This is a genomic window from Gammaproteobacteria bacterium, assembly GCA_021647245.1.
In the GTDB taxonomy this organism is placed as follows: domain Bacteria; phylum Pseudomonadota; class Gammaproteobacteria; order RBG-16-57-12; family RBG-16-57-12; genus JAFLJP01.
On sequence record JAKIVC010000044.1, the window covers coordinates 1 to 18,853 of the forward strand.

14 protein-coding genes and 1 pseudogene are annotated in these 18,853 nt (G+C 46.5%); 2 read left to right on the forward strand and 13 right to left on the reverse strand.

Annotation, left to right across the window (positions count from 1 at the left end):
• Nucleotides 1–436 precede the first annotated feature (436 nt).
• A complete protein-coding gene (locus L3J94_11215) occupies nt 437–1,138 on the forward strand; it encodes a DCL family protein (GenBank protein MCF6219298.1) in 702 nt (233 codons plus the stop codon).
• Nucleotides 1,139–1,691: 553 nt separating this feature from the next.
• On the opposite strand, the gene L3J94_11220 is transcribed toward L3J94_11215, so the two are convergent.
• From L3J94_11220 to L3J94_11275, 12 genes are all read right to left on the reverse strand, one after another.
• Nucleotides 1,692–2,036, reverse strand: a complete 345-nt coding sequence (locus L3J94_11220) for a hypothetical protein (GenBank protein MCF6219299.1) — start codon at nt 2,034–2,036, stop codon at nt 1,692–1,694.
• The gene (locus L3J94_11225) at nt 2,033–2,692 is read right to left on the reverse strand and encodes a hypothetical protein (protein ID MCF6219300.1); all 660 of its coding nucleotides are present in this window, start codon (nt 2,690–2,692) and stop codon (nt 2,033–2,035) included. The genes L3J94_11220 and L3J94_11225 overlap by 4 nt, the downstream gene beginning before the upstream one ends.
• 22 nt (nt 2,693–2,714) lie before the next feature.
• Complete coding sequence (locus L3J94_11230; protein ID MCF6219301.1) at nt 2,715–3,407, reverse strand: PspA/IM30 family protein; 693 nt, start codon at nt 3,405–3,407, stop codon at nt 2,715–2,717.
• Nucleotides 3,408–3,427: 20 nt separating this feature from the next.
• Complete coding sequence (locus tag L3J94_11235; GenBank protein ID MCF6219302.1) at nt 3,428–3,841, reverse strand: YjfI family protein; 414 nt, start codon at nt 3,839–3,841, stop codon at nt 3,428–3,430.
• A 76-nt stretch (nt 3,842–3,917) separates the two neighbouring features.
• Nucleotides 3,918–5,582, reverse strand: a complete 1,665-nt coding sequence (locus L3J94_11240) for a polyamine aminopropyltransferase (protein MCF6219303.1) — start codon at nt 5,580–5,582, stop codon at nt 3,918–3,920.
• 79 nt (nt 5,583–5,661) lie between these two features.
• Complete coding sequence (locus tag L3J94_11245) at nt 5,662–6,570, reverse strand: DUF350 domain-containing protein (protein MCF6219304.1); 909 nt, start codon at nt 6,568–6,570, stop codon at nt 5,662–5,664.
• A gap of 34 nt (nt 6,571–6,604) precedes the next feature.
• Entirely contained in the window at nt 6,605–7,612 is a 1,008-nt protein-coding gene (locus L3J94_11250; protein MCF6219305.1) for a hypothetical protein, read from the reverse strand.
• Entirely contained in the window at nt 7,609–8,289 is a 681-nt protein-coding gene (locus L3J94_11255) for a M50 family metallopeptidase (GenBank protein MCF6219306.1), read from the reverse strand. Before L3J94_11255 ends, L3J94_11250 begins: the two co-directional genes overlap by 4 nt.
• A 905-nt stretch (nt 8,290–9,194) precedes the next feature.
• Entirely contained in the window at nt 9,195–10,268 is a 1,074-nt protein-coding gene (locus L3J94_11260; GenBank protein MCF6219307.1) for a DUF2220 family protein, read from the reverse strand.
• 14 nt (nt 10,269–10,282) lie between these two features.
• Nucleotides 10,283–14,845: a hypothetical protein gene (locus tag L3J94_11265; protein MCF6219308.1), complete on the reverse strand. Its 4,563-nt coding sequence runs from the start codon at nt 14,843–14,845 to the stop codon at nt 10,283–10,285.
• The gene (locus L3J94_11270) at nt 14,832–15,521 is read right to left on the reverse strand and encodes a hypothetical protein (GenBank protein MCF6219309.1); all 690 of its coding nucleotides are present in this window, start codon (nt 15,519–15,521) and stop codon (nt 14,832–14,834) included. Before L3J94_11270 ends, L3J94_11265 begins: the two co-directional genes overlap by 14 nt.
• Nucleotides 15,522–15,591: 70 nt before the next feature.
• A complete protein-coding gene (locus L3J94_11275) occupies nt 15,592–16,989 on the reverse strand; it encodes a hypothetical protein (GenBank protein ID MCF6219310.1) in 1,398 nt (465 codons plus the stop codon).
• 87 nt (nt 16,990–17,076) lie between these two features.
• Here L3J94_11275 and L3J94_11280 point away from each other — a divergent pair, with 87 nt between their 5' ends.
• Nucleotides 17,077–17,892 carry a WYL domain-containing protein gene (locus tag L3J94_11280; GenBank protein MCF6219311.1) on the forward strand — a complete coding sequence of 272 codons (816 nt, stop codon included), beginning with the start codon at nt 17,077–17,079 and terminating at the stop codon, nt 17,890–17,892.
• Between the two features lie 139 nt (nt 17,893–18,031).
• Here L3J94_11280 and L3J94_11285 read toward each other — a convergent pair.
• Nucleotides 18,032–18,736, reverse strand: a pseudogene (locus L3J94_11285) (chromosome segregation protein SMC).
• Nucleotides 18,737–18,853: the final 117 nt, after the last annotated feature.

Genomic DNA, 18,853 nt, shown 5'->3' on the forward strand with positions numbered 1-18,853 from the left:
CTGGCGCTCTGTCAGTGCTGTCGTGCCTGCTTCTGCTTCATTCATTTCTATGCTCCGTGGTGATTGAGTATCACAGGGTGGAGGGAAATGGCTCAGGTTGGTAGGGTGGGGTTGATTTGGCGCTTACCATCTTTCGCTAGATCTATGCCAACAATAGTATTGTTCAAGATAATCTCCTTTCATTGCCCGCTAAACGGTTTATTCAGCTTATTGGTATGAGGAAGAGGAGTCCAATTATCCTGACACAGGGGGATAGCCGTAAATACCGCTATTGACAGGTAAATGTCGGACTACAAGATAATTATCCTTGAAAGTGATGTGAAATTGAGTGATGGTTAGGATAATCAAAAAAAGAGACCTTGGGCAGGTAGGTAGGAATTCTGAATGGGTTTTTCTACAGCCTCGTTAGCATCCAAAAAAATAGTAGCCTTGAGTTATGAAGAAAATAATCTGTATAGGTAAGCATCGGTTCAATTATAAAAAAGATGCTCTTTTGCATTTTAAAAACACATTAAACTCATATGATTACGGGGAAGTATTAAGGGGTGATGACCTTGAAGATGTTACGAGTTTATTGGAACAACATGAAAAATTGGAAGAAAAAATTGGCCTAGGCATAAAAGATATAAAAGTCGATGCGGTGAGGTACAAAACAAAGTGCTTTCATATAATCAGGGTTGACTCATCAACTGTTGTATTTTCATACACAAAATGTATCAATGGAGCCTCATCCTCAACGGCAAAATTCAGCAAAGCGTGCAGGGAATTAATAGGCAGTGATTTAAGGGAGGTAAAACTTTCTTATTTCAAAGGAAGATCAAAAAAAGGTAGAGTAAAGTGTCAAGAAACAGGAGAGTTATGTTTATGGGAAGAATTAAACGTTGATCATAGGCAGCCAAATACATTTTCCGTTATTGTAGATAGATTTATTGAAGTTAATAATATTGATTTGTCAGCTATTGAATATATTGAAGCTATTGATAGTGTTTATGAGTTTAAAAATGCTGATATATCAGATGCGTTCAAAAAGTATCACAAAGAGAAGGCTAATCTCAGGATAGTCAAAAAAGATAGAAATCTTGGGCGTTCACATCAAGCAAGAATAAAGCGCCAAAAGAAAGACTTAATCGTAAATTGAGGTGCGTGTAAAAAATGCTAACGAATAAGGTTAGATTGTGTGTATAAGGGGTCAAGTCTGTACATAATGTATTTAGTCGCCTATTGTTTTCCATATGGCTAGACCTTTAAGAATATAAAAATGCGTATTATCATGTTATGAGTCGAGGTGTGGCTTACCACGACATATTTCAACATGATGAACATCGCAAATTGTTTCTCGAGCTCTTACGAGAAATTCACGACATGTTCTGAGTCGAAATACATGCCTATTGTTTAATGGAAAACCACTACCCTTGCCAAGGTTTAAGTCTAGCTCTTGTTATGCCTGCTTACCATCTACTAATTTCAATGGTAGACCCCTTCCTCTTCCTCACTTTAGAACCACGCAGATTTACACGCATGTATTAAACCGAGGAGGTAATGCCGTTGTTAGCCCGTTGAGTGGGGTCTCTTTCAGCGATAAGCCGTGCCCTGAGGTTAAGTCTCAAATATAGATATGGGGTAAGGCGAGACTCAACTGACAATGATAGCCAGCCAGTATATTAAGCCGAGTATTTTTTCCTGAAAAGCATCTACTCTAGGTGGCTAACATGCTCTATTAACGCTTGTTCCATTCGTTTGCGAATGGCAATTTTATTCACTACTTTTAACCCGTAGCGACTGGCCAGTGCGTTCCAGTCTTGGTCTGAGAGTGAAAGTGAGAGTCTGGGGCGCTTTTTCTTCGCCAGTTCTAGGCCAAAAATTGTGCGCAGTTGGTCTGAGGGGCTTAGGCCGTTTTGGCACGCTGCCATGCGAAAGTGGTCATCGGCATCGCCCAGTTCAAAAATAACCTGGGTCGATTTTTTTTGGGTGGTGGCTTTTTTTAGTGCCTCAATGGCACGGTTTGAGTTGTCCCAACGGGACGGTTTTTTGCTCATGTGCTTGGCCACAGCTCTTCGATATCGTTCGCTTCAAATAGCCTGGTCACCATCACATCCGTATCACCGTCATACACCTCGATCTCGATGTAATATTTCTCATCGTCACTGATCAGTGAGTAGTAGTCCAACTCATCCGCACCATCGGTAGAGTGTGAAAGTGGCTGTTGACGGTAGTCCCCTTTGTGAAAATAGCCGCGCACTGATTTTGCATTTTGCGTGTAAGCTTCGGCACTCCAGTGGCTTAGCCATGACCACTGCGGGTCAAAGTTATCTGGGTTGCCGATACGTTCAAGGCGCACCGGTTCTTCGGCATCAAAAACTTTTGAGAACTGATCCAGCTCAAACAGTTGTTCTACTACGGTTCGCGGTATTTTGACCGAAAGGCGCAATTCAACTTCATCATCGGACTCATCGACCGTCATAAACAGGGTTTGTTTATCACTCCCTCTGAGCACAAATTCGGTCTCATTACCCGATTTAAAGTCATAGGTGTTGACCTCATCCACGGTAAAGCTGTTGCCTGCTAGCGGCACGGGGGTGAAGAGTTTAAACTTCACGATATCGCCCGCAGCAAGCTCCCGGGGGTGGGTGAGATGGCGCACTTTATCCGTCTCTTTTTTATTGCCAAATAGTGATTTAAAAAAACCCGCCATCGTTGCTGCTCCCCGTTAGCCCTTATTTAGCACCTTGCTTTAGTTTGGCAAGAATATCACTGGCGCTGTTTTTATTGCCACCAATTCCGGCTTGGGCCAGCTTGTCATCCAAAGAGCCTGAGCCCATTTCATTTTCCAACGATTCGGCGGCATCCATCTGATCAAAGGTGTGCTGTTGACGCGCCTTGATTCGATCCAGTGAAGATTTGGCATCCAATAACTTGTTAGCACCTGCGTGTTGCGTGTTGGTGATAGATTGAGTCGCTTTCTGCACGCTCTCGGTGGTTTTGACCATTTTAAGCTCACGCTCATGCTCACGGATGGTGGTTTCGCTCTGTTTGATCAGCGCTTTTAGTTTGCCTACCTGTGCCGCCGTCTGAGCCAACACTTGTTCTTGGGTGACCAACTCTGTTTGCAGCTCGCCCACTTTTTCTGCACAACTGAGTGCTAGCTCTTCTTCATTTTTTTCTACGGCTGACAGTGCCGCTGCTTCATATTTTTTAATGTCGTCCTGAAGTTGCTTAATATCACGCGTCCCTTTGGTCTGACTGGCCATGATGTTGGTCAGGTCACGCTTGGCTTTGCCTAGATTTTTCTTGGCATCTTCAATCTCCTGGGTGTAGATGCGGGTTGCGTTGGCATCCATTACCGCTTCACCCGCTTCACGTGCACCGCCGCGCAGAGCGGTTAACAACTTTCCAAAAATACTCGACATGATTATGATCCTTCTAACAGTTAATTCAGGTAGTCACTCAATGCTTCAATCGCATCAAGAGAGTTATCGCTTAAGGTCGTAATTTCCAGCGCCACATCTTCGGCACTGGAGTTTAGTGACATGGCACCAAATACGGCATATTTATCATCCATTTTTGCAAACGATGAGAGGGGCATCGGGATATTCAGGTTCAGCATGCTCTCAAACATCGCCATGCGGGTCTCTGCTGCCACCTGTGATTCATCAAACAGGCTACAGATGCAGAGTAGCTGGTCATCAGCCATGGTGATGAAGATCGGTAGCTCATCACGGTCTTCTACCGTGACCTTGGCGACCTGCTCATCAATAATCTCAAAGATTAGACCCAAACCACCACGTTTCTCATCATCGAGTGTGGTCACTTGAGTCATCAGTTCCTTTAGATTTTCATTCATGGGTTGTTTCCTTCTGGGTTAACGAGGCTTAAGTTAATCGCTCTGACATAATATGTCAAGACATAATATGTCAGGGCTATTGATCATCATTATATTGCGCCCACCCTTTGCGGTGGTATTCAATAATCTGGTTACTGTTGATTCTGTTTACTTTGATATCAGGTTCAATATCGTAGAAACCCTGATTAAAGGCAAATGCTCCGAGCATCAACTCTTGGGTCATCCAGCCATCATTTACCGGTAGTGAGGCATAGTTTTCGATACGCTGTTTGGCCGATTTACCCGCCTTGGTGGCGATGGTCCAACCCCACTCACCAAATGAAGGAACGTTGGCGTGGTACTGCTCTACCCGTTTAAAGCCGGCATGTTTTACGGTCTTTTTGATCGAGATGAACGCCTCTTTGGCGTGATAGGGAGAGGTGGATTGAATGGCGATGGCACCATCACCAGAGAGCAAGGCGTGAAGCTTGGCATAAAAACGCGATGAGTAGAGTTTGTTTAGGTCTGGGTGACTGGGGTCGGGTAGATCAACAATGATGGTGTCAAACATGCGCCCCTGAGCCAGCAGCTCGTCCACACTGCTGTAGGCATCGCCCAGGTGGATATTCACGCGGCTATCTTGCAGTGCATATTCGTTTAGCTCTAAGAGTGGGTGGTTGACGATCTCCCCTTCTTGCATCACTGGCTCACTGAAAAACCGAATAATTTGTGGATCAAGCTCTAGCAGAACAACCGACTCAGGGTTCCAGCGCAGCACATCACGCAGAGCCAGCCCATCACCCCCACCTACAATCAGAATATGTTCACGGCGGTTTGAAGCGAGCATGGCTGGGTAAGTGAGCATTGCGTGGTAGATCTGTTCATCCAGACTGGAGAACTGGGTACGACCATTGATGTAGAGGTACCAGACCGGTGCTTTGGCCGGGTCAATAATGCGCTTGGTAATGACCACTTTTTGGTAAGGGGTGGTCATGCGGGCTATCACCTGGTCTTTATAGAGCATATCTTCCAGCGCCAGCTCCCAGCTGGGGCCTTTGATGGCGATGGTCGCCACGATGGAGGCGACCACCAGGTGGCCAACCAGCAGTAGCGTACTAAAACGAATATGTTTGCGGTAACAGAAGTAGAACAACAGCCCGGCCAGCAGGTTGGCACTGGCGGCAATAACCGCGGCCGTACTGCTCTCCATAGTGAGCAGAAACAATACAAAGATCAGCGCACCGATGCCGGCACCGATATAGTCTGCACCATAAATGGTTCCGGTATTGTTTTCCAGATGCATGCCGTAAACCGACTCTCGAACCTTGGCAATAAGCGGAATTTCTGCACCGATCAACACACCCAGCACAAAGGCGACCAGGTACGGCATATTTTTGGCCAACCACTGCAAGGTGTTGATTGCCCCACCCGAGAGGTTGATGCCTTGCAAGCCGTAAGTTTCGGCAATAATGGAGGGGAGCACGTAGCTAAAGGCGATTAAACCGGCGATGAAGAGGATCGAGCTGACACCGATCAAACCGATCAGTAACTCCAGCCAGGCAAAGCTGCTAAAGGGGCACTTGAAACGGGCTGCGGCAAACGCCCCTATCCCCATGGAGGCGATCATCACGGTGAAAATACCAAAGATGGCCACCTCAGTCGCTCCCAGCACCCGTGCCGCATAGTGGGAGAGCAGAAACTCGTAGATCATGCCACAGCCCGCCAACACGGCCATGATGCCAATCAGCACCACATCGTGCATCAGCAGGCGGCGGTTGTTACGCCAGCGGTTGACAATGTTCCAGCCTTTAGGGGAATCGGTTGGCTCCGCCACAGGGTCGTTAGGCCGATGGCGCTATTAATGCTGCGAGTAACAGGCCATAAATGATATAGATTGCCGCCTCTATCAACCCAATACCCACATTGCCCTGCTTATCGACCTCTTCAACCACGTTGATACCGCGCAGAATAACGTGCCGGGAGAGAATCGCCAATACCGAGAGCACAACAATAAAAACCACTGACGCGGCTCCCCACATCAATATCGCCACAAAGGGCGAGCTATCACTGAAGGCGATGGTGCCGGAAGCGGCTGTCACCGTCAGGGCTGCGCCAATTTTATGCCCCAGGTAACGAATACCCAGCGCCTTGTTACCTTCGGCCAATGCCGCTTGCAGGCACTTGCCGTTATGGCGTTTAGCATAAACCGCATGACGGTAGCGGGTCACCAGTACCAGCAATAGCTGTGAAATTACAAAGCCGGCCAACACAATTGCCAAGCCATAAAGCGCTTCGGTATCGACCCAGACCATTACTGCGCGGATAATAATCGCCGTGGCGATCATGTTGCCTGCATCAATAATACCCACTGCCAGATTGCCACCGATAATCTGCTGCTGCACCGAGATATTACGCAGGGTTATTTTGTCAAAAAAGAAGCGCGTAGAGGCCATCAGCAGAATACCCACAACGCCATAGGCGCTCACAATACCCAGCTCGTACAGTAGCGAAGGTGATGCATCGCCAGACACAACGCCAGTCATCATAATACCCAACCCCAGCAGCGCACCGGCAAATGAGATGCCGAAGGCGAAGTTATCTTTTTCAGATAACTCTTTAATTGAGCTGACATTGGCAATAATGCCCATTTTAATGCCCACCAGTGTCAGTATCAAAGTGACAATAATAAAGTCGATGAGCAAAATCAGCGTCTGATATTGATCAAAGGCGATTAATTCAGATAGATTCATAATTTATCTCTCCATAAATTCATGTTGCAGGTACTCACTTGCCACCGCCGCCAAAACTTCTGGAGCTGCTGCTGCCACGGAAGCTTCCACCGTATGAACTACTTTTTGAGCCTGAACCATAAGAACTACCCTTGGAACCCGAAGAGCCGTAGGCACTGCTTTTGCTTGAGCCGCCATACTGCCCCATTGATTTGGAGGCAACATAGCCCGAGGTATTACGGGCCTTAACCCCACTACCCTTGGCATAAGTGGAGCCTTTGCGGGCTGACGACTGATAACTTTTGGTATTTGATTTTTGATAACTTGAGGCGCGTTCGCGGCCTTTTTGTGAGCCGTATTGATGAACACCGCGATCCTGATAATGGCTATAGGGGCGATGGCGATCCCAATCGTTATAGAGAATTGAACGCCCACCACCGGCAAGGTTGGAAAAGAGGCTATACATACCGTACCACTCCCAGAAAGAGGTGCCACCACTGCTCTGGCTCCACTGACCATAAGCGGGATTACCCACCAACTGACTGCCTGTGCCATAGTCACTGGCATCATTAATCAGCGCCTCTTCATCTTTACTCATGGCATTGATCCGGGGCAGAGTACCTCCCGACATATCAGCCAGCGCGTTGACGGTATCAGTGAGTGCGCTGTTATAGGCCGGTATGGCCATCGCCCTCAATAGCGACTCCGACTCCATCAGCAGCGCTTTTGGCTCACTGTGCACCTGCTGCATTCTTTTAACTTCATTCAGGCGCGTTTGCAGGTGCTTAAACAGTGCGCCTTCCGTAGAGCTGTCCTTTCTCATCAGATCAGCAATCGCCGACATGCCAGGCTGCTCGCCTTTGATACTGCGGGCATAGCGCTCAATCAGTGCGGCATTACGCACCCCACCATTTTCAAGCGCGCCACGCAATGTATCCAAGCGCTGCTCTGCCTGAGCTATACGCTCAATGGCAGCGGCACGATTGGGATCTTCACAGCCGCTTAACAGCAACAAAATGAGTATGGCGAAAATAACCCGCCAATAATAAGAGGTGTGTTTCACACCGTTTCTCCTTTAGATGCCAATGTAGAATCAAGGCGCTGCAGTGATTTCCATACAAACCACACACCCGCCAGCGCAAACAACTCCCAGAGTGTGACCCATACCAATTCAGGTATAAAGGTAAGCTGAGAGAGTGTTGCACCATCGCCCAGATTACGACCATCAATTAACCAAAGCGGCGATTTTATCGCATCTAGCAGCACATAGCAGCCGATAAATTTCAGCAAAATGTGAACCGCCTTAGGGTGCCAGTCACCCTTGATGGGCAGTAACGATACCGCTGCAATCGTGAGCAATATAAGAATGGTGACGATATCTCTAGCCCAAAACAGCAACGCACCCAGTGTAATACTGGCCAGTATAATCGCCAAAGCCTTCGACTGATAAGGCGAGGTCGCAGAGACCGATAAAACCAGCAACACGCCAAACAACGTAGCACCAAAATAACCCGCTACAGTAACAATAAAGCGAATACCACCCGAGGTATAGCAGAGACCAGAGCCGCTCAAGTGAATTTGAATACTGCTCACACTGCCCCCGGTAACAATCGCCGCCAAGCCATGGCTAATCTCGTGGAAAAAAGTCTGAATCCAGGTAAAAGGCCAGTTCAATACCGGTATAAACGAGACCACAATAGCGGCGGCCATAATGAGGATAAATTGGTGTTGCAACTTCATTATCGTACCTTCAAAAGAGAGCAGCCGCCGTTAAAGTGCTTATCACTAGGAGACTACTTAAAGGCTGGCACCATAAACGAATTCCACACAAACCACCACGCTTATTGGGCGCTCCCATCTCCCTCCTCAGAACAAGGGAAATAACAATAGACCGCAGATGGAAAGAGCAAGGGATATCAGAAAATGATTCAGCTGCAATTTAAGATCGACATCAATCGGGCACGCAGTTGACTCGGGAAACGCCCGAAAGAGTGCTGCCCAATCAGTGGCCCAGAGATGCTCACCCTTGAAGCGCGCCGACTGCCGCTACTGAGCTTCGACCTGCCAACCATTAGCTCTGTGCCAACATAAAACAGAAGGTCATAATCGATTATGTAGCGCAGTATTTGCAACTACTGAGAACCTACTGCCATTCGGGTCTGCCCCCCTATTTTGACCCCTAATTTATGGCCATTTAAATGCGGGTCGCCTTTATCAGCAGAGTTCAGTTGCCATCCAATGTATCAGCCACTGTGAAACCTTTTCAAAGTATCTGAAAATACTATGTGAAGTTGGCATGTTGCAAGAAATCGAAGTAGCAAGGGAGCGGCGTTTTGTTCACATTAAACATCTATACTTGCTGACAACAAAAACCAACGAGTTTTTTAAGATGGGTTGTTTTACAAGTACAAAATATGGAGGGGGAGGAAGAATAAAAAACCCCCAGTGCTTGCGCATCGAGGGTTTGAAATTTGGCGTCCCCAAGGGGAGTCGACCTTATACCTCAGTTTTTTGTTAAATCGAAAGTTGTAGGTTTTCAATGATAATCAATAGGTTATTAAAAATATAATTACAGTTAAAGCTGGTGACTAAAGCCTGGGTTGTGGTTTAAGATGGAAATTGATGACTTTTTTGATTATGTGCCATTAGGATAATTCGAATGAGTGGCAAGCGTATTGGCGAATTTTTTCTATGCTAAGTGCCTCCTGATCAACAGCTTTCTCCTCGCAAACCTTTAGCATAAATGCAACAGAAGGATCTTCACACACCCAGCATTCCTGTGCTTCCTTGGAAACAAGGCGCACATAAGGATGAGCTTGGTCTTGTCGGACCATATCGATCATTGGGGTATAGAGGGCACTCAGCTGGAGCTGTTTGATTCTCGCTTTCAATCGCCAATAAATCTTAAAACCCTCCCGATCCATGTCTCCCCAGAAGTAAATAGTAGGATGCAAAAGTAGCTGACAAATATCCGGAGGAGTACCTTTGCGAACAAGTGAAACCATGCGCCGCTGATCCTCTACAAACGCAGCCAACTGACGCCCAAAATCATTACCAGAGTGTGATAAACCATAACCAAAAGTTGCTACCCAAGCGATTTCTTTCGCTTGCTCTGCCTCAAGGGCCACTTCAAATGCCTGAGGGTTTTCGACAAGCACTACGCACTTTGGATTTGAGGGGCCCGCTGTAACAACATAGCCGGGAGGCCCAGAAAGTCGAGATGGTTCGATACCAAAAGCACGCAAAGAAGCTGTTGGTAACGCATCAAGAAGCTTAGAACTCCCTAGGAGATAACGAGCACTAACGCGGTACCGAGACTCATTCCCAAGAGTAGGCATATCAGCACGAAGCGATACCAAACCAACACAAAGTCTATGCAAGTCACTCACATTCCACTCTTCCAGCGAACTTGCCATTGGGTCTAATGCGTCCACACAGGAAGATGAGAGTCCTTCCGCTTCAAGAACTTTCCGCCAGCGCTGCACTGAAGGGGGCATGGATTGTTTGAGTTTTAGGTGTAGCTGACCAAGAGGTTCACCTCTATGCCAATCTGCGCACACTATTTCACCTGATGCCTTAAGGGTAGAAAGCTCTGCCAGAACTATGTCACGCTCTAGACCTGTTTGATTACACATATAGTCGACTATTTCGTCAGCACGAATATAGGAACGACCGTTCCCACGTTTAGCCAGAATGGTTCGCAACATGTCGATGCTCATACGAAGACTGACTCCTACTGTAGCGGCGAGGGCTCACGCCGGATATGCGCCAGACCGATAGAACTCGTTTCTTGTGATTTAACTGGTAGCCCTTCGCTAAAAGAAACCCAGCCCCTGCTTCCCTCCACATTCCCTCTACTCTTGCCAAGCATCAGAACTGGAAATTTACCAAAATCATTCTGGTAGTGGGGATTGTGTATAAAACCAATTAGTTGGAATCGTCCACGAGTGCTTTCGATACCAGCCATCGCGCTCTCAATAAGATGCCTGTCAGACAAGTTGGAAAATAGGCCATCTACAAGAATCAAATTTTCTGCACGATCCCGAACCTTCTTCCGCGCTCCACGAGAGGACATTCTTTTTGCGTCACGCTCTATCGCAAATTCAGCTAAGCGTATCATCCACATCAAAGAAAGCGCAGCTTTCTGCCCCTCACTTAAATTCTCGTTGAATTCGTTTGGACGACCTGAGGCTCGAATCGTTTTATTCACATACTGGATCTTTGGGTCGCTGAAAATATTTTTGTAAAGCTTATTCTGAATTTTATCCCTGAGATCTTCATGGAAAGACTCATCAGCTTGCGCATTCTGCCCCGCAGCAAGGCGCTCCCTTCTCTGTTTCTCATAGAGATCAATCTCACCTACAATCGATTCAATCAGTTTACGCCCATCATCAAGGCATAATACTTTGGCATCCACTTTAAAGTGAGATGCCTGGGCGCTGTGGTTTTCCCCAACAACCGACTTGAGTATTTGAAGATCAAGCATCGCAAACTCAATCAGGTGGGCCAACCGACCAGTAACATTACGCCTAGATTCCCTCTCAGTCGACTCACATTCCTGTAGCCGATCTTTCATCTGGGAGAGGGATTCTAATAAACCTTCATGCAGGTTTCTGACCTTGATCGTATCAGCGGTAGATTTCAGTTCGCTTAGCACACTAAGTTCAACTGGTTTCAGGCCTATTGCATTGGAAGTCGCGTTCTGCGCAGAATTTAAAAAAGCATTTTCGGCAGTAACAACATCTTTTTGTGCTCGACGAAGATCAGATGCCTTTCGTTCAATATCTATACCTTCTAAGCTAGTGAGTAACTTCTGGGCCTGAGTCTTGATGCTATCAAGATCTCCCTCTCTAACCAGAAACGCTAGATCATCACTGTCGCAAATGAGTGCATGCTCCTCAAACTGATCAGCACCCGCAGTCACAATATCTTCACGAAGCTGGGCAATTTTCCTGTATTTTTTAGTCGCTAGCACAACCAGCTTATCTATCGCCTCAAGCGAAGATTTAAGCTCTGGTAGAAAATCGCTGAGACGTTCATGCTCGGTGTGAGCTTTATTTTGGCTCTCCTTCACCTCAATGAGTTCTCGCGCGAGTAACTTCAGACGCGATTCAGTTTCCTCGCCATCACCCGTTGATTGCTTCGCATCCAGATAGGTCTGCGCACCTGGAAAGTGTTTGTCATAGCCATATCGTTGCTGAGCTACATCCATTAAAGACCTAAGTTTGTCTCTGCATTCATCGATATTTTTAAAAAAATCTGGACCACCCTTATCACAAAATTCGTCTGCACGTTTCAACTGTAATTCCAGATCAGCTGGTAAGGCCGATACAATAGCGTCATCCAGACTAGATATTTTTGATTGAAACTCATCTATTCGAAGCTCCTGTTCGGCGATGGATTCAATCAAAATATCAATTTCTTCAGATACTTCTCTGATCTTATTTGTCAGCCTCTCATCCTCTTGTATGCCCCCTAGTCGCATATACTCCTGTGCGTTACGTATGGTTTTAAGCATTTTCTCTGAGCAATGTTCATTTAGCTTATCCAATATATCGATCAGGTTATCCCTCTCATTTGAAAGTTTAACCATCATCTCAGATTCACCACGCTGAAGCGCTGTTGTGGCACGCCTGGCCAGCTGAATGTCATCAGTTTCATCGGAAATGGACTTAAGCTCAGTAGCCAGCGCCTCTAGCTCACCATCAACGGTGCTGATTTTTTTATCTAGATCACACTTCTCACGCTCGACTAGCGAAGGATCGAGGAGACATTCAACCGGGCGCGTGATTACGCCAGCTGTAATGGCTATCATCAAGCGGCCATCACACACAGCTTCAATCACACCGTCCCGACAGTAGGACTCAAAGCTTGATCGTAGAAATACCGGAACCTGTTTATCTTCCAGTGCGAGTATTTCTGCAGCGGTTTGAGCCTCGCTTTCCGTTTCAAACACAGGTGCAAATAATAGTGAAGAAAACGCTCCGAGCACATGACATTTACGTTCCTCAGAGAGCGCGAACTCTTCTACAACCTTATGCAAGGGTTTGAAGTTCAAGTCCCTTTTTATCAAACACTCCAGGGCGCTACGTGTCGCTGAATTAGCGGCCACTTTCTCTTGATCCAGAGCTTGCCGCTGTTGTTGAAAATCCTCTCTTTGTAGCTGGAACTGATTTAGCAACACAGCAATTTCAGAGCGTCGTATGCCGATCTTTTCAAGCCATTGGCTCGGATCGATAGCCTCTCCTATCCTGGCCCTAAATGATTGAAGTGCGGCAACACCTTCTGAGCACCCATTGTATTGATGCTCTAGTTCTTTCAATTTACTTTTTGTAGCGTTTCGCTCATTAAGAAGCTCTGTATCTTTGCCATTAGGATTTATGTCACCAAACATATTTCTAAATAGTTCATGGTCTTCACGGTATTCGCTTATACGCACAAATTTTTGTTTTACCTGCTCCAGCTTCCTTCCGAATGTTGCCTGATTGGTTCGACTCTCTTTGAGTGCGCCCCCCTCTTCTTTAAGGAGTGCTTTTAATTCCCCACGCTCACCTTGCAATCCCCTTCGTTTTTCTGTTAGTTGTTCAAGCAACACTCTTGGATACGATTCTTTACCGTAAGTGGTTACAAAATCATCCCATGCGGGCAAGTGCTCCTTCAAACTCGCCTCCCGAGTAGAAAAATCCTGCATAGCAACTTGAGATCTACCATAAGCTGCCTTCACCTCTTGGCCGGTTTTCCGGGGTGATAAAAGCTCTTCATCGGTAAATAATCCAGAATCCGCCAATCCTTGATAGAGCCCTTGATTGGTTTCCATTCGCTTTTGCTGAGTTAACAGCTGAACACGCTCATTTTCAAGACTTTCTGCCTGGTTTCTTAAGTCACGTTCTGATTTCCTCAGTTGCTTGATATCCTCTTGAGCATGAAATACCTGCTGTCGATAGGGATTGGTATCAGCTTTATCATCAAACCAGGACTCCATATCCTTAAGTAATTCAGTGGCAGTCTCTCTAGTCAACCCACTGGCAGATGAATTAGCGCATTCGACCAATGCTACTGCATCATTGATTGTGTAGGATTTACTTCGGTGGCCACCTCTTTGTATTTCAAGGTCACAAGCAATATCAATAACTTGCATTATTTCTCTTGGTGAAATGTCATTTCGATCTGCGCGTTGATTTACATGCTTAGCTTCTTCTCCCAATATAATTGCAATACCTCTATCAAGAATCCTAATTTCGGTACTACCAGGTTCAACCACAAGGTGAGGAATCAGCTCTCCCAACAAACCTTCTGGTAGAGTTGTGCTAGGAACACCTGGAAGACGCCCGTTTCCAACTAATTCACTGAGCATATGGACATCTGCTCTAACCGTCTGCATCTGTTTGTCGTATTGTGCCCGCTCGGCCTCCGCTTTATCAGCGAACCTAACGACATCCTGAAGCTGCTCGACACCTTTCTCCAACTCTTCAACTTCTTGTCGGCGCTCCTCCGTGTCACGCTTGGCTTTAACGGTGCCGTAGACAGCTCGCTCAATCGTATCCTCTAAACGTACCTCACCTTCTTCCCCCTCGCGATCCATAACCCCTTCCATGATGGCAGGAGCTAATACCTGATAGAAAAAAGCCTGTGCGTAGGACTCTCCAGGGCGCTGCTTGATATCAAGCAATAGCGCACTTTTATCATCGCCATCCCTTTTTTGGAACTCCACCATCTGCTTGAGTGTTGACTGAGGAAGGTTAGCTTTAATCGCTAGCGCATCATGCCACTCATTTCTGCGAGGCCCCGTTACTATTCCCTTTATTGGTTTGCGCGCTGCAGAAAAATCCGAATTAGACATCAATGTTCTTTTTTCACCCTCGGCTATACCTATTCGGCATAATTCAAGAGCACCGGGATAATAATAGTAGCTCAATGACTCTGTACCCCGATGTCCATACATACCAAACACCCACAGATCTCCGTCTACGTTACCGCCCCCAGAAGTTAAAAAATCTGACTGCGCAACATTCCCTCGTGTGCGAATCAGCTCCACTTGAATATGAGATAAAATCTTAGATGACTTTGGGCTAAATTTTTTCTTGGTTTTCGTTACCAATGTTTGATCACGCGAAAGCACGGCCAGGATAGCCTCAGCAAGCGTGGTTTTCCCACCGCCATTTGTCAAATTTACTGCAGTAGATTGGCCGCGAAAATCGAGACATTCATATCGAAAGTAAGGTGACCACTCAGCACGCTCACTATCACCATGGAAATTTAGTACATTGCTGATCGCAACGCGGTTAATTAGCGCCATTGATTTCAGTCTCCTTCTCTTCTACCTGAGTTACACTTGGTGCAGCTATATTAACTACATTCTTCAAAATATTTTCGACGGGGACACGTAAGGTATGGTTGTAACTTTCAGCGATTTCGTAAGCACCCAATAACGTCTGTTGGTACTCATCTTTTGATGCCTCATACACCAAGCCGGAGCCACTCATTAAGGTGAGAAATGCCAATACCCTACGTGGAATATCCTGACCCTGTTCAGCATCAAGGATAGTAACTACTTTTGACTCTGCACCTTCACTAATCCCCATTTGACGAATATTTTCAATGTGCTCTTCAACAGCATGCGTCAAGGCTTCTCTGGAAAAAGTTGCATCAATATAGCCAGATACTTCTGACACTCCCCGGCCGGGACGGGTATAGATTAATGACAGGTAAATCATCCATATGTGAAGAAACCAGATTGCAACATCTTCCCGGCGCTCGCCTTCCCTAATCCGTATTTCACTAATTACGCGATCAGTTGTATAAAATTCTGGCGGATCTGCTTCCACACCTCTTGCAAGAATCCAGACACGCCCTGCGGTTGATACTCCCCGCGTGCTGTCATCAAACTCAATTAACTTAAACCCTTGCGGCAACAGAAACTGGTTGAAACGATCCAGTTGATCGATACTGGCACCGCGCAAAATAACCGCCACATCACTTTCCCCAGGGCGCGACCGACGCGTGGATGGCTTATATTCGATTGATCGATATCTTCCATTTCCATCAGTCAATCCCTTTGTTTTCACAGTTCGTGAGTAGCAGGTGAAGCACAACATCATCGCCGCGCAACCTCCCCCCATCAGGCAGCTCTACATTTAGAGCACCTGGAAGCAGAGATACAGCAATTTCAGACCCTTCTTCTTCAATCCAGTCAGGGTAGGCATAAATGCCTACCAACTGAGGAAGGACATCAATACCGTCAATCATCAACCATCCGTTCTCGACAGCTTTTGTGAGTGACACGGGACCTTTTTTAAGTGCACTGCTTATTTCTCCCCCGTAGCTATCGAGAAATTGCTGCAAGGGCGAAGGTAGCTCATCGGCGATCTCTTCTTCAAAAACGTAAGTTGTCTCAGACTCCTCCTCTAAGGGAAGACTCAAAATTCCGGTAAAATCACTAGGGGCTGGTGCACCAATCATTGTTGTCCAAGGACCAAGGGCCCTTATACACAGCTCAACAATATTTTCAGCACACGGATAAAACGCTAGTCCTACCGCTGCTTTATCAAATTGAACAGACCCAATAATTTCTCTCTTCTGTGAAACAAGGACAGAGAGCAAACCCTGCAATTTTCGACTTAGTCGCTCAATCGCCTGAAGAATGTCACGAAACGACTGAACTATCGTGTAGGAGGTTATATCTTCATTTCCAGTTGAATCTACCCAGGAATCAAAGCGTGAAAGCGTATCTGTAAGCATGAATGTTTCATAAGCCTTCTCAACAGACCCTTGCACGCCCTTGAGTACAGCTAAATATTCGTCTTTGCGCTGTCTGAATTCATCAAGTAATTCATCAAGATCCTTGCGTTCCAGAAGTATAGTAATTTCCTTGGAAAACCCTCTGATTTGGGCAATCAGGCCTTCTGCGAGAGCTGGAAGATCTGGAAATGCGCCATATTCAATCGCCTTGATTAGCTTACTGGCGTCTTCATCTGCATAAAGCCACTTATCTGCTGCTTGAGATAACTGAACCGAACGCGATCCTGAAGGAGTAAGTCGACACCTGTTGCGCGCATTTGTATTACGGGGCCATTCAATCAGTGCAGTTTCTTTCTTCGTGATTAGGCGATCAAGAGTGCTAGAAACAACACCCTCCTTGAGCGTGACCAGCCTCGTTGAGGTAGCAAGATAGTTGGTGACGAATAGTACGTCTTGTTCATCGATATCGTGACGGGAAACCAGATCATCAACAATCTCAGTCAAAGAGATCCATGCTTCGTTAGCTTCTAGGTCTTTTTCATAGAGATATTGGAGCATCTGTGTGGCAACATCGAGCCAAAGTCCATTGGCAGGTCCTGGACGTACTTCTGGCGGGGCATACAACGAAGCTCCTGCTGCCCGATCACAGTCATGTAGGTCAAGCAATCGCGCTGTTGATGCCAACAAAGCAGGCCAATCCATCGATGATCCCCATGCATTATCAATCTAGTTACTAGACGATACATAAACTAGTTGATAGACGCAAGGATTTGACGCAAAATAAACGCCATGACGATTTCAACTAACAAAAAATGGGAAGTCCAGAGACGCCTGGAAGAGATAGAACGACACTTGTACTGGACAGGAAGTGTTGGCCGCAACGATTTAATCGATCGATTCGGGATATCTCCGCAACAAGCATCTACGGACATTAAAAACTACCTAGCTCTGGCCTCCAATGGCGTTATTTTCAATGGTTCTTCTAAGCGCTATCAGCCAACCCCGGCATTCACCCCAATTCTAATCTCGCCATCAGTCGAAAACTATATTGACTGGGCAGAAAACATTAATCACCCGCTTGAGATTGTACCGAGACCACATCGTACTGCCTCTGCTGAGACACTTAGGGATTTATCCCAAGCAATTCATCAAAAACGATCCGTCACAATTCACTATCGTTCAATGACACAACCGAAAGGGGGAGAGCGAAAAATCACACCGCATAGTTTGGTCAGCAATGGCTCCCGGTACCATGTCAGGGCGTATTGTCATAAAAGAAAGGATTTTCGTGATTTTGTGCTTGGGCGAATTGCCGCGACTGGTGAACTAGGTACACCGGGGCAGGGGCGTGAACACGATGAGGAATGGCATACGCTTGTTATCGTAAGGATTGGCACTCACCCTGAGCTTACTGCTGACCAGAGAGTAGTTATAGAGGAGGATTATTCAATGATTGACGGTGAGGCCCAAATTAAAATACGCCAAGCCTTGTTATTCTATCTATTTAATCAACTCTCACTAGATGGTAATGAACTCACTCGCTCTGCGGTTAGTCAACAAATAGTGTTATTGAATCCAGAAGTTCGCCAGCTGGTTAAAGTTTAACTTTGTGACTCAGAACCTCAAGGGAACTCAAACATTACATAAGCGATTACCGCCACGTCCGCCCTGAACAGCAAATGTCTTTCTAGGCCAAAATACTACCAAAGGATCACCGACAATAAAACTTGCCGTACGAATTGAATCAGGCCACCACCTTCTGGTGAAATCTACAACAGCCAGGCCCACTGATCACGCTTCTTCCTCCGGTATGAGGAGTTACACATATCTGGGTACATATTCGCTCTTTTAGGGTTGAAACATGCGAAATTACACCGATCAGTTTGCCGCCTTCTTGCAATCCTGCAAGAGTCTCCAGGGCGGTATCCAGCGCGTCCTCATCCAGGGTGCCAAACCCTTCATCCAAAAATAGTGAATCAATCCGGACGTTTTTACTCGCCATGTGGGATAGGCCGAGCGCCAAGGAGAGGCTGACAATAAAACTCTCACCGCCTGACAGGTTTTTGGTTGAGCGGATTTCACCCGCTTGATAACTGTCCACCACATTCAGATCCAGCGGCTGCCTATCATCTCTGATCAACAGATAGCGATCCGTCATTTTCTGCAATTGTCGGTTTGCATGACCGACCATCATTTCAAAGGTCAAACCCTGGGCAAAGTTGCGATATTTCTTGCCATCGGCTGAACCGATCAATTCATGCAGCGTATCCCAACGTGAATATTCACGTTTTTGTGCATCAATGGCTTTTGCTCGCTCTTGTTGTTTGCACCCCAAATCATTATTGTCTTTTAGCTTCTGCTGGATGCCACCCAGCATCTGCTGGAGTTCCTTCAGGCTATTTGCAAGAGCCTCTAACGCTTGTGCAAGCAGCTCACGAGCGATGTTTGTCAAGGTAGTTGTCCAGCGCTCTGCTGATTTTCCTCTAATTCCAGGCCCTTTTTTACCCTAATTTTCTGGATTCAACCACACTTCACTGACAGCGGCCCAATTTCGGGTTTCTCGACT